We start from the raw sequence: 12,417 nt of genomic DNA, 5'->3' as shown, positions 1-12,417 counted from the left end.
TCATGGTCAATTTGCCCCGCGATCGTATGGATCAAGTCGTCAAGCGTTTCGAGATGCTCGAAGCGCAGATGTCGGCTGGTCCGGCGCCGGATGCCTATGTGCGCATGGCGTCCGAATATGCCGAAATCCAGGATATGGTGGCCAAGGTCAGGGCATTGCGCCTGGCCGAGCGTGAACAGGCCGATCTGGAAGCCATGCTTGCCGACAAGGGCACCGATGCCGAGATGCGGGCGCTCGCCGAGGCCGAGTTGCCGGAGATCGAGGAGCGCATCGAGGCATTGCAGAAGGATATCCAGATCCTGCTGTTGCCCAGGGATGCCGCCGACGACAAGAACGCCATTCTCGAAATCCGCGCCGGCACCGGCGGTGACGAGGCCGCGCTGTTCGCCGGCGACCTGTTTCGCATGTATGAGCGCTACGCCGCCGAACGCGGCTGGCGTTTCGAAACCGCCTCGGCCAGCGATGGCGACGCCGGCGGCTTCAAGGAAATCATCGCCACCGTGTCGGGCAAAGGCGTCTTTGCGCATCTGAAATTCGAATCCGGCGTGCACCGCGTGCAGCGTGTGCCGGCAACGGAGGCCAGCGGGCGCATCCACACCTCGGCCGCAACCGTCGCGGTGCTGCCCGAAGCCGAAGAGGTCGACATCGACATCAGGGCCGAAGACATCCGCATCGACACGATGCGCGCCTCGGGTTCGGGCGGCCAGCACGTCAACACCACCGATTCGGCCGTCCGCATCACCCATCTGCCAACCGGCATCATGGTCGTGCAGGCGGAGAAATCGCAGCATCAGAACCGCGCCAAGGCCATGCAGATCCTGCGTGCCCGGCTCTATGATCTGGAGCGCGGCAAGGCCGACGAGGAGCGTTCCGAATCGCGCAAGTCGCAGGTCGGTTCCGGTGACCGCTCGGAGCGCATCCGCACCTATAATTTCCCGCAAGGCCGCGTCACCGACCATCGCATCAATTTGACGCTCTACAAGCTCGACCGGGTGATGATGGGTGAACTCGACGAGATCATCAACGCGCTGATTGCCGATCACCAGTCGAAATTGCTCGCCGACATCGGCATCGATGACTGACCTGCCCGACGCACTCGGCCCGCTGCTGCGGGAAGCGTGGGCCCGGCTTGGCACCACTGTCGACGACCCGGCGCTCGATGCGCGGCTGATCGTCGAGCATTTTTCGGGCACGACGCGCACGCAAGCCATTGCGGACCCTGAACGCAGGCTCGGCGCCGGCATTGTTGCCGAAATCGATGCCGCCCTGAGACGCCGCGCTGGCGGCGAACCGGTGCATCGCATCCTCGGCTATCGTGAATTCTACGGTTTGCGCCTGTCGCTGTCGCCGGAAACGCTGGAGCCGCGGCCGGATACCGAAACGCTGGTCGAGGCGATATTGCCCTTCGTCAAGGCAGTTGCGGCGCGGGAAGGCGGGTGCCGCATCCTCGATCTTGGCACCGGCACCGGCGCCATTGCGCTGGCGCTGCTCAGCGTCGTACCGACGGCTAGCGCCACCGGCGTCGATCTGTCCGCAGGTGCGCTGGCGACGGCGGCCAGTAATGCCGGGAAACTGGGTCTTGCAGACCGGTTCACGGCGCTGCAGTCGGACTGGTTCGAAAAAGTTTTCGGCCGGTACCATGTAATCGCCGCAAACCCTCCCTATATAACCACCGAAGACATTGGAAATCTGCAGGACGAAGTCCGCAATTTCGACCCGCGCCTGGCCCTGGATGGCGGCGCGGACGGTCTGAACCCCTACAGAACCATCGCTGCGGAAGCGGCAAGGTTTTTGGAAACTGAAGGCAGGATTGCGGTCGAGATCGGCCATACGCAACGCAACGAGGTCTGCGAGATATTCGCTGCAGCCGGCTACGTGTCGGGCGGTGCTTTTCGTGACCTCGGCGGAAATGACAGGGTTATTGTCTTTGAAAGGATAAAGCCTTGACGCAGTGCAAAAAAGCGCTTGGCAATGCCGGGGAATGCGGCTAGGGTCGCCTTAACCGGATGAGACGAAGCAGGCAGTGCTCTTAGTGATTCGGTTTTCCTTGGAAATAGCTGCCTTCTTGCGCAAACGATGCCCAAGCTTCGTGCGGGAATCGTCCGGCAAGTGATGTAACCGGAACAGGATGGCACGTGGCGCCAACGCAATCGATGCGGGCGAACGCCGGTGAAGAGACGAAACGGCTGGCTGCATGAGCGCCTCCGTTCGTGAAGAGTTTTTCGAAAATTTCAAAATGAAGAGAGTTTGATGAGGCCACAACAGCAGAACAGGCGCATGCGCGGTCGCAATAATAATGGCGGCGGCGGTGGTAACAATAACAACAACAATAACAACAACAACCGCAAGGGGCCTAATCCCCTGACGCGCAACTACGAGAGCAATGGCCCGGATGTGAAGATCCGCGGTTCGGCTCAGCAGATCGCCGAAAAGTACGCCACCCTTGCCCGCGATTCTCACAGCTCCGGCGACCGGGTCATGGCGGAGAACTATCTCCAGCACGCCGAGCATTACAATCGCATCATCGCGGCCGCACAGGCGCAGATGCCGATCCAGAACGCGCAGCAGAATCGTGATGATTTCGACGATGACGGCGACGAGGACCGCGACGATTTCGACAATGGCGGCAACAACAGCAACACTGTTTCCGATGCCCAGATCCCGGTGATCAACCATGGCGCCGGCCCGCAGCCGGTCATCGAAGGGACGCCGGCCGAGGTTGCGCTCAACCGGGAAGGTGGCCGCGAGGCCCGTGATAATAATGGCGGGCGCAACAATGGTGGCCGCGACAACAATGGCGGGCGCCATCGCGATCGTCGCCCCAATGGCGGTTACGGCCAGAACGGCCAGCGCGACTATGCATCGTCCGCCGAGCAAGCTGGCCAGCCCCAGCGCAACGAGGCTCCAAGCGAGGCCGAAGCCGCCGCGCCGACCGAATCCGTTGCTGCGGCCGAACCGGCTCCGTCGTTCGAGAATCTTTCGCCGGCAGGCCTTGCGGCCCAGGCCGAACTCAACGAGGCGGCCGCCGAAAGCGGTGCTGCCCGTCGTCCGAGGCGGCCGCGCCGCCCGCGCGTCAACGCCGATCAGGTTGATGGCGGTAGTGACAATGCCAATTCCGTGGCCAACGCCGGCGAGGCGGCTGCGGCCCCGGTCGACAGCGGCAACGCCCAACCGATCAATGTCGATATCGACAACTGATCGAACGGCATTTCAAGGCATTGAACGGCGGAGAGAAATCTCCGCCGTTTTCGTTTGGGCGGCCGTGCAATATTATGAAGTTGCCGATATCGAGACGTCTTGAGGGTTCGGAGCTTGTGCACCATATCAGCCTCAACTGGACCCGGCTCGAATGGGAGGGTCCGTCACCGCAATCGGATCCGGTGCCGCAAAGCGGGCCGGTGATGGAAGGAGACAGATATGAACCTTGAGAAATACTCAGAGCGCGTGCGCGGTTTTATCCAGTCCGCGCAGACTATGGCGCTTTCCCGCAACCATCAGCAATTCACCCCTGAGCATATCCTGAAAGTGCTCGTCGACGACGATGAGGGCCTGGCCGCGTCGCTGATCGAACGCGCCGGCGGCAACGTCCGCGACGTCAAGCTTGGCGTCGAGACGGCACTCGAAGCGATGCCCAAGGTCGAGGGCGGCAATGGCCAGCTCTATCTGGCCCAGCCGCTGGCAAAAGTGTTTTCGACCGCCGAGGAACTGGCCAAGAAAGCCGGCGACAGCTTTGTCACGGTGGAGCGGCTCTTGCAGGCGCTGGCCATGGAGAAGTCGGCCAAGACCGCCGACATACTGGCCAAGGCCGGCGTCACCCCGCAGGCGCTCAACCAGGTCATCAATGACGTCCGCAAGGGCCGCACCGCCGATTCGGCGAGTGCCGAACAGGGCTACGACGCGCTGAAGAAATACGCGCGCGACCTGACCGCGGATGCCCGTGCCGGCAAGCTGGACCCCGTGATCGGCCGTGACGACGAGATCCGCCGCACCATTCAGGTGCTGTCGCGCCGCACCAAGAACAATCCGGTGCTGATCGGCGAACCGGGCGTCGGCAAGACGGCGATCGCCGAAGGCCTGGCGCTGCGCATCGTCAATGGCGACGTGCCGGAATCGCTGAAGGATAAGCAATTGATGGCGCTCGACATGGGCGCGCTGATTGCCGGCGCCAAATATCGCGGCGAGTTCGAGGAGCGGCTGAAGGCCGTGCTCTCCGAAGTCACCTCGGCCAGCGGCAACATCATCCTGTTCATCGATGAGATGCACACCCTGGTCGGTGCCGGCAAGGCGGATGGCGCCATGGATGCGTCGAACCTTCTGAAGCCGGCGCTGGCGCGCGGCGAGCTGCACTGCGTCGGCGCCACCACGCTCGATGAGTATCGCAAGCATGTCGAGAAGGATGCAGCGCTTGCCCGCCGCTTCCAGCCGGTGTTCGTCGACGAGCCGACGGTGGAAGACACCGTCTCGATCCTGCGCGGCCTGAAGGAGAAGTACGAGCAGCACCACAAGGTGCGCATTTCGGATTCGGCGCTGGTGGCGGCGGCGACGCTGTCCAACCGCTACATCGCCGATCGCTTCCTGCCGGACAAGGCGATCGATCTGGTCGACGAAGCCGCATCGCGGCTGCGCATGCAGGTCGATTCCAAGCCCGAGGCGCTGGACGAGATCGATCGCCGCATCATGCAGCTCAAGATCGAACGCGAGGCGCTCAAGGTCGAGACAGACGACGCCTCGAAGGATCGACTTGCCCGCCTGGAAAAGGAACTCGTCGGCCTCGAGGAGGAATCGACCGAGATCACCGCCAAATGGCAGGCCGAGAAGCAGAAGCTCGGGCTGGCCGCCGATCTGAAGAAGCAGCTTGACGAGGCGCGCAACGAGCTCGCCATTGCGCAGCGCAAGGGTGAATTCCAGCGCGCTGGCGAGCTTGCCTATGGCAAGATCCCGGAACTGGAAAAGAAGCTGAAGGAGGCCGAAACCCAGGACGGCAAGGCTGGCATGGTCGAAGAGGTGGTCACGCCGGATCACGTCGCGCATATCGTCTCGCGCTGGACCGGCATTCCGGTCGACAAGATGCTGCAGGGGGAGCGCGACAAGCTGCTGCGCATGGAAGACGAGATCGGCAAGCGTGTCGTCGGCCAGGGCGAGGCGGTGCAGGCTGTTTCCAAAGCGGTGCGGCGCGCTCGCGCGGGCCTGCAGGACCCGAACCGGCCGATCGGCTCGTTCATGTTCCTCGGGCCGACGGGCGTCGGCAAGACCGAACTGACCAAGGCGCTGGCAAGCTTCCTGTTCGACGACGAGGGCGCGATGGTGCGCATCGACATGTCGGAGTTCATGGAAAAGCACTCGGTCGCCCGGCTGATCGGCGCACCTCCCGGCTATGTCGGCTATGAGGAAGGCGGCGCGTTGACCGAAGCGGTGCGGCGCCGGCCCTATCAGGTCGTGCTGTTCGACGAAATCGAGAAGGCGCATCCCGATGTGTTCAACGTGCTGTTGCAGGTGCTCGATGACGGCCGCCTGACCGATGGGCAGGGCCGCACGGTGGACTTCCGCAACACGCTGATCATCATGACGTCGAACCTGGGCGCCGAATATCTCGTCAATCTCACCGAGGATCAGGACGTCGATCTGGTTCGCGACGAGGTGATGGGTGTCGTCAGGGCGTCGTTCCGGCCGGAGTTCCTCAATCGCGTCGACGAGGTGATCCTGTTCCACCGGCTGCGCCGGCAGGATATGGGCCGCATCGTCGAGATCCAGCTCAAGCGGCTGGAGAGCCTGCTTGTCGACCGCAAGATCACGCTGTCGCTGGACCAGGAGGCGGTCGACTGGCTGGCGGCCAAGGGCTACGATCCGGCCTATGGCGCGCGGCCGCTGAAGCGGGTGATGCAGAAGGAATTGCAGGACCCGCTGGCGGAGAAGATCCTGCTCGGCGACATTCTCGACGGCTCGACCGTCAAGGTGACAGCCGGTTCCGACCGGCTGAACTTCCGCTCGAAGCCGGCGATCGTCGCGGCGGAAGTGGCAGCCTGATCCTACGCCGCGCGTCCTTCCCGGACGCGCGGCGTTTTAGGTCTTTGTCATATGCATGTCGTTTTCCCAAAACCGGGGCCACTTTTGGGCGACGTGCGCAAAAAAAGGGGGCGGGATGACGCTGGACGACTACAACGGCTTCTGCGCCTCGCTGCCCGCGACGAACCACGTTGTCCAATGGGGCGGCGCCCATGTCTGGAAGGTCGGAGACAAGGTCTTCGCGGTTGGCGGCTGGGATCAGGGCCAGCAGCTCTTCGTCACCTTCAAATGCTCCGATATCGCCTATGATGTGCTCAAGGAGCAGCCGGGCCTGCGGCCCGCGCCCTATCTTGCCTCGCGCGGCATGACATGGATCCAGCGTCGGACAAGCCAGAGCATGGATGATGCCGCGCTGAAGGACTATCTGCGCGAGAGCCATCGCCTTGTAGCCCTGAAACTGACCAGGCAGGCGCGCAAGGAATTGGGACTTGCCGCAAGCTAGTCTATATTCCTCGAGGCGCTGGAAAACCGCCATCTTCATGCCCGGTTCATGTTGGAACCATATGGTGGGTAACTGGTTTGCTGACGAGGGGCTTCGCCAGAGAACAATGCCGGGCGGCGGCAATTACGGACCGGAGAGTTTCGCCACTATGCTGCGTACGATCTTCACCCTTTCGGTACTTGCCGGCGGGCTTTTGTCTGCCAATGCAATCGCAGCCCCGACGCAGGACAGCGCACCACCGATTGTCCGTGCCGCCGATACCGGTGGCATCCTTGTCGCCCAGGACGGCAATCTCGACATCTACTACGACGCCAGGGGCAACCGCGTGATCGTCGATGCCGATACCGGCAAGGTCATCGCCATCCAGCCGCCGCAGACCCGGCTCGACCGCCGCGCCTTGCGCCGCGAGACACGACTGCGCGAACTGGGCCGCGCCCCCGACGGCGACGACCGCTACTATCTCGACGATCCGGAAGACATGGCGCGGTTCCGGCGCCAGCAGTTGGAAGAGGAAGGCCGCGTTATCCCGCCGCCGGCGGACGAGTACGATCCCTATGGGGACAATGCCGTCGAAGCCTATCCGCCGGCACCGCAGGACGATGGCAGCTACGATGACAATTATCCCGACGCGCCGCAGCCGGCAAAGCCGGGTACCATCAAGCGCCAGCCGCTGGACGAAGCCTCGATAGACCCTGCCCAGCCGGCGACGTCAGCCGATCAGGCAGCTCTGCCACCAGAGACTGGCGGCAAGACCACTGTTGCCCCGGCACTGTCGCTGGGAGCGCGCCAGGATGTCGCCGCCCTTCAGGTGCTGCTCGACCGGGGTGGCGCTTCGCCTGGCGTCATCGACGGGCGTTTCGGTTCGAACGTCGACAAAGCGCTCGCTGCCTACAACCAGATCACCGGCGCCAATCTGCGATCGACCGACGCGGTCGCCATCCAGGCGGCACTTGCGCAATCCGGCGGCGATGCCTTCGCCAACTACACGATCACAGCGGAGGATGCGGCCGGTCCCTATGTCGCGTCGATCCCGGAAGACTACAGCCAGAAGGCGCAACTCGATCGCATGGGCTATACGTCGGTGACCGAGGCGCTCGCAGAGCGCTTCCACATGGATGAGAATTATCTCAAAGCGCTCAACCCGGACCTCGATTTCAATCGTCCCGGCACGACCATCAAGGTCGCCAATTTCGGCAAACTGGTTTCGACGCCGGTGGCCCGCATCGTCGCCGACAAGGACAAGAAAGAGGTTTTCGCCTATGATGCCGGCGGCAGGCTGGTCGCGGCCTATCCCGCAACCATCGGCTCTTCGGACACGCCGTCACCGTCCGGCATTCACACGGTGTCGCGCGTCGCGCTCGATCCGAACTACACCTACAATCCCAGCATCAATTTCAAGCAGGGCCAGAACGACAAGGTCCTGACCATTCCGCCTGGGCCGAACGGTCCCGTCGGCTCGGTCTGGATCGCCCTGGACAAGCCGACCTATGGCATCCACGGCACGCCGGATCCGTCGAAGATCGGCAAAACCGAAAGCCATGGCTGCGTACGCCTGACCAACTGGGATGCGCGGGAGTTGGCCAAGCTGGTTTCGCCGGGTGTCACGGTGGAGTTTGTCGGCGGACCTTCAGCCGATAACCTTGCGCAGCAGTGAACTGGGAAGTGCGGCGGCATAGACCAGCTGCATGATCAGGATGAAGCCGAGCTTTCAAGCGGCCGCCTCATCGAAATCCCCGCCGGCTGCACGTAACGGGGCTGGCATGACTGTGCCATTTGCACCCTGTCAGGGTGCAACCCTGGCCAAACGGCTGGTTTCAATGACTGCAAGCCACTGGCCGGTTGTTGCCGATGCGCTAGGGGTTTAAGCAAGGTTTCATGCATTCACCGAGCAAAGCTGCCGCGGTCCCGCTGACGAGCCCGGTCACGCATGGAACGTTTTGTCCGCAGTCGCAGCGGCGATTTGTGCTGATCGCGGCAATTCTGGCCTCGGCGCTTGGCTTCATAGACGGCTCGATCCTGGCCATCGCCACACCGGCGATTCGCGTCAACCTCGGCGCCAACCTTGCCGAGGCGCAGTGGATTTCCAATGCCTATGCATTGACGCTGTCGGCGCTGATCCTGGCCGGGGGTGCGGCCGGCGACCGATTCGGTCTGCGCCGCGCCTTCGTGTCCGGCATTGCGCTGTTCATCGTCGCTTCGCTGGCCTGTGCGCTGGCGCCGAATGCCATTGTGCTGATCGCATTTCGCGCGTTGCAGGGCATCGGTGCGGCAATCATGGTGCCCGGCAGCCTCGCCATCATCGCCAAGGCCTACCCGAAGAAAGAACGCGGCCGCGCGATTGGGATCTGGGCGGCGGCTTCAGCGCTGACCACGGCACTTGGCCCGGTGTTCGGCGGTTTCGTGCTGTCGGCCTTCGGCGACGGCATCTGGCGGGCGATCTTTGCCATCAACCTGCCGCTGGGCTTGATCTCGATCTGGCTTCTGCTGGCCAAGGTTCCTGCCGATACGCCGACGGAGAAACGCAGCCTGGATCTCGGTGGTGCAGCGCTCGCGACATTGGCCTTCGGCGCGCTTGCCTATGGGCTGACCTCGATGAGCGCCAGCGGCGAGGGCCTCATGGCAGGGCCGAGCATTGCCGCAGGCGTCGTACTGCTGGCTGTCTTCATCGTTTTCGAGCTTCGGCAGCGCGAGCCGATGATCGACCTCAGCCTGTTTCGCGTCGGTGCTTTCGCCGGCGCCAATGTGGCGACATTCTTCCTCTATTTTGCGCTATCGGCCAACCTTTTCTATCTGCCGATGCTGCTGATCGCCGGCTGGGATCTGAGCACGGCCGAGGTCGGCTTCATCTTCCTGCCCTTGTCGGCATTGATCGCGCTTTTGTCGGGACCGGTCGGCAAGCTTTCGGACCGGATCGGACCACGTTTTCCGATCGCCTGCGGCAGCTTGGTCGTGGCTTTCGCGTTTGCCGGGCTGGCCTTGCTCACCTACGCCGGTATCCACAATTTCTGGATTGGAATATTCCCGCTGATGGCGCTGATGGGGCTCGGCATGGCTCTGGTCGTGTCGCCTTTGTCGACCGCGATCATGACGGCGGTGGAAGACAAGGACACGGGGGCCGCCTCCGGCATCAACAATGCCGTCTCACGCATCGGCGGTCTGATCGCGGTGGCGGCGATGGGCTCGCTTGCCGCATGGGTTTACGCGAATGCGCTGGACGCGAGCGCAACGTCCGCCATCCCAGGATTTGGTGAACCGGCGCCAGCCGGGCTTGCGCCGGCCATCGATGCGGCGAGGCTCGCCGCCAGCGATGCCGCTTTTGCCGCGGTTTCTTCGGTGACCGCGCTGCTTTGCCTGCTTGCGGCTGTCATCGCCTGGACGACCATTCCCGGTGAGCGATTGCCATGGCCGCGACAGGCCGAAGATCGGCAAGGCTGAAGCGGGTCAACCGTCGATCTTGGCGCTCGCAACCTTCAGCGAATCGCTGTCTTCCTGCTTCAGCAGTTCGTCGATGCGCTCGCGCTCGCGCTTGAAGGCGACGAGGTCATCGCCCTTCAGCACCTTGCCGACCGGCAGGCGGACACGCATCGGATCAACCTTGGTGCCGTTGACGATCAGCTCGTAGTGAAGATGCGGGCCGGTGGCGAGGCCGGTCTGGCCGAGGAAGCCGATGGTCTGGCCCTGGCGGACGTGCACGCCCGGTTCGATGCCTTTGGCAAAGGCGCTCTGGTGATTGTATGATGTCTCATAGCCATTGGCATGGCGGATGATGATCTGCTTGCCGTAGCCGCCGGCCCAGCCGACCTTCTCGACCGTGCCGTTGCCGGCGGCGATGATCGGCGTGCCGATCGGCGCGGACCAATCGACGCCGGTGTGCATGCGGACATAGCCGAGGATCGGATGCCTGCGGGCGCCGAAACCGGAGCGGAATTTCCCGGCGGGCAGGGGATTGCGCAACAGGAACTGCTCGGCGCTCGAGCCGTCCTCATCAAAATAATCGGTGCCGCCGTCCTGCATCTGGAAGCGGTAGAAGTTGCGGGTCTGGCCGCCGAACGTCGCCGAGACGTAAAGAAGCTCGGAGCTGTCCGAGGTCTGGTCGTCACCGTCGGGCTGCGAGAACAGGACTTCGATGCGGTCGGCGGGGCTGAGGCGGGATTGGAAGTCGACGTCGGACGCCAGCAACTTGATCAACCGCTGCGTCATCGCCTTGGACATGCCGTAGGAATAGGCGGCGCGGTAGATGCCGTCATAGACGTTGGGCAGGTTGCCGCGCACCACCACGGGCGCCGACGAATCATCGAAGGCCGTCAGCAATTCGGGGTTCGGATCCGGTTCCTGCGCCGGCACATACTGGCCGCGATCGTTGAGCGCGATGGTGACGATGTGCTGGGTCCGGTCATAGACGCTGGTGCGCACGACCTTGGCGGCATCGCCGTGAACCTCGAGGCCGACACGCAGCACGGTTCCAGCTTTGAGCGCTGTTGCGTTGAGCAACTTGGCGATAGCTTCGGCCATTCCGGTGGCATCTTCACCCGTGTAGCCCGAATTGGCAAAAGCCTCGGTGACGTCGAGATCCTTGGTGAAGGGGATGATTTCCTCGGCGAAAGCCGGCGCCTGGTCGTCAACAGTGGCACGGGGCGCCACCGAGACATTTTCCGGCACGATCTTGACGTCGTAGGAGCCCGCCATGCTCTCGGCAAAAGCTTCGCCGAATCGCTGCGGGTCGACATAGTGAAGTGAAGCGACCTGCACGGCGCCGTCGCTGAGGTCGGTGCCGGCTTCGCGCACCACTTTTTCCACCTCGTCGGCGGAGAGGTCGCTCTTTTCGTCGAAGGAAGCTGTTTCGATCGGAAAATCGACGGTCTTCAGGCTCATCTCGCTTTCGACCTTGGCGCCGTAGATCTGGCCGGAAGCGGCAGAGGCCGTCGCCGGCTGGGCATTGTCGTCGCTGTCGTCGCCGAACACCTGCATCGGGTCGAAGGGTGGGTAGGCGCGGCTGGTGGTGTGGCCGGCGGCAAGGGCCATCTTGATCTGGACGAAAGGCATGGTGTGGATGACGTCGCGGTCGCCGACCTTGGTGACCATCGACACTTCCATGCGGCGGCGGTCCTTGGCCTTTGCGATCTGACGCGGCGCCACCAGCCTGGTGGTCTTGGCGACTTCGCCGGAATCCCCGTTGCCGGCAAGGCTGATCAACTCGGCGATCTCGGGTGGGGTGGCCAGTTGCTGGCGGCCGTCAAGGGCGGCGAACAGCGCCACGCCCATCAGCACGCTTGAGGTGACGCCAGTGAGAAATGTTCCCGACAGCCAGCGTGCAGAAACCTCGCGCCGGTCGGGCGGGCCGCTGCGGCCATCCGCGATAAGCGGCGGCTCGTTGCCGAGTTCGGCTATGACATCTTCCGTGTCTGGCATCCAGAAAGGCTGCTTCTTCCCCGGGCGGAACGGCTTGTCGCTTTTGTTGTGGCCGTGACATTTGCCTGTCATGGCAGGTGAAGTCAACGAAGCGCCAGGCTCCGAACGAATTGCCCCCAAGCACTTCTCTTATAGAGCGCTCTACCAGGCGGGGCGGTGTACCTTCTCTGCAAGGCCCATCGCACACTCCTATATAGAGGGCTCGTAAGACAGGCGCTGCTCCGTCGGCGGCGCCCACTTTCGTTGGCTTTGGTGTCGAACGGCAATGCGGCGGCAATAGGGCTCCTTCCCTGCCGTCCAATCGGTATTGCCAGCGTTCCCCTGGGGCAGTCGGCTATCGGCAGATCGGGTCCGAAATTTCTGTCGCAAAAACTTCAAAAACATTGTCGATGTGTGTTGACAGTTGTCGTTGGTGGCGACTATATACGCCTCACGAACGAGGGCGGCTCGCCGCTGGCGACGAAGAAGTTTGCTTCTAAGCCTGCCCTTAGCGAAATTCAAGA

The 12,417-nt window shown here is 63.0% G+C and carries 9 protein-coding genes; 8 read left to right on the top strand and 1 reads right to left on the bottom strand.

What is annotated here, in order from left to right:
- Positions 1-2: 2 nt before the first annotated feature.
- The 7 genes from prfA (at position 3) to NP503_RS31760 (ending at position 9,940) form a co-directional block, all read left to right on the top strand.
- Entirely contained in the window at positions 3-1,082 is a 1,080-nt protein-coding gene (gene prfA, locus NP503_RS31790; protein WP_127266723.1) for a peptide chain release factor 1, read from the top strand.
- Positions 1,075-1,947, top strand: coding sequence for a peptide chain release factor N(5)-glutamine methyltransferase (gene prmC, locus NP503_RS31785; RefSeq protein ID WP_127266724.1), 873 nt, complete (start codon positions 1,075-1,077; stop codon positions 1,945-1,947). Before prfA ends, prmC begins: the two co-directional genes overlap by 8 nt.
- A gap of 303 nt (positions 1,948-2,250) precedes the next feature.
- On the top strand, positions 2,251-3,198 hold the full coding sequence (locus NP503_RS31780; RefSeq protein WP_127266725.1) for a DUF4167 domain-containing protein: 948 nt from the start codon (positions 2,251-2,253) through the stop codon (positions 3,196-3,198).
- A gap of 219 nt (positions 3,199-3,417) precedes the next feature.
- Positions 3,418-6,024, top strand: a complete 2,607-nt coding sequence (gene clpB, locus NP503_RS31775; RefSeq protein WP_127266726.1) for an ATP-dependent chaperone ClpB — start codon at positions 3,418-3,420, stop codon at positions 6,022-6,024.
- A gap of 115 nt (positions 6,025-6,139) precedes the next feature.
- On the top strand, positions 6,140-6,505 hold the full coding sequence (locus NP503_RS31770; protein WP_127266727.1) for an MmcQ/YjbR family DNA-binding protein: 366 nt from the start codon (positions 6,140-6,142) through the stop codon (positions 6,503-6,505).
- Between the two features lie 148 nt (positions 6,506-6,653).
- Positions 6,654-8,159 (top strand): L,D-transpeptidase family protein, encoded by a 1,506-nt coding sequence (locus NP503_RS31765; RefSeq protein ID WP_127266730.1) that lies wholly within the window; start codon positions 6,654-6,656, stop codon positions 8,157-8,159.
- Positions 8,160-8,380: 221 nt separating this feature from the next.
- Positions 8,381-9,940 carry an MFS transporter gene (locus NP503_RS31760; RefSeq protein ID WP_127266728.1) on the top strand — a complete coding sequence of 520 codons (1,560 nt, stop codon included), beginning with the start codon at positions 8,381-8,383 and terminating at the stop codon, positions 9,938-9,940.
- A 6-nt stretch (positions 9,941-9,946) separates the two neighbouring features.
- On the opposite strand, the gene NP503_RS31755 is transcribed toward NP503_RS31760, so the two are convergent.
- Entirely contained in the window at positions 9,947-11,914 is a 1,968-nt protein-coding gene (locus NP503_RS31755; RefSeq protein ID WP_164748944.1) for a M23 family metallopeptidase, read from the bottom strand.
- Positions 11,915-12,166: 252 nt separating this feature from the next.
- On the opposite strand from NP503_RS31755, the gene NP503_RS31750 reads away from it, so the two are divergent.
- The coding region (locus NP503_RS31750; RefSeq protein ID WP_245473768.1) for a hypothetical protein at positions 12,167-12,417 on the top strand (251 nt) is incomplete at its 3' end.

It is taken from the genome of Mesorhizobium sp. SEMIA396 (assembly GCF_024518615.1).
Classification (GTDB): Bacteria; Pseudomonadota; Alphaproteobacteria; order Rhizobiales; family Rhizobiaceae; genus Mesorhizobium.
The sequence above is the reverse complement of the archived record's forward strand: the minus strand, read 5'-3'. Positions and strand labels throughout refer to the sequence as shown.

Excerpts from the sequence above, each read along its gene's own strand:
- NP503_RS31755 (WP_164748944.1), bottom strand. The coding sequence starts at position 11,914 with ATGCCAGACACGGAAGATGTCATAGCCGAACTCGGCAACGAGCCGCCG.
- prfA (WP_127266723.1), top strand. The coding sequence starts at position 3 with ATGGTCAATTTGCCCCGCGATCGTATGGATCAAGTCGTCAAGCGTTTC.
- NP503_RS31760 (WP_127266728.1), top strand. The coding sequence starts at position 8,381 with ATGCATTCACCGAGCAAAGCTGCCGCGGTCCCGCTGACGAGCCCGGTC.
- NP503_RS31770 (WP_127266727.1), top strand. The coding sequence starts at position 6,140 with ATGACGCTGGACGACTACAACGGCTTCTGCGCCTCGCTGCCCGCGACG.
- prmC (WP_127266724.1), top strand. The coding sequence starts at position 1,075 with ATGACTGACCTGCCCGACGCACTCGGCCCGCTGCTGCGGGAAGCGTGG.
- NP503_RS31780 (WP_127266725.1), top strand. The coding sequence starts at position 2,251 with ATGAGGCCACAACAGCAGAACAGGCGCATGCGCGGTCGCAATAATAAT.
- clpB (WP_127266726.1), top strand. The coding sequence starts at position 3,418 with ATGAACCTTGAGAAATACTCAGAGCGCGTGCGCGGTTTTATCCAGTCC.
- NP503_RS31765 (WP_127266730.1), top strand. The coding sequence starts at position 6,654 with ATGCTGCGTACGATCTTCACCCTTTCGGTACTTGCCGGCGGGCTTTTG.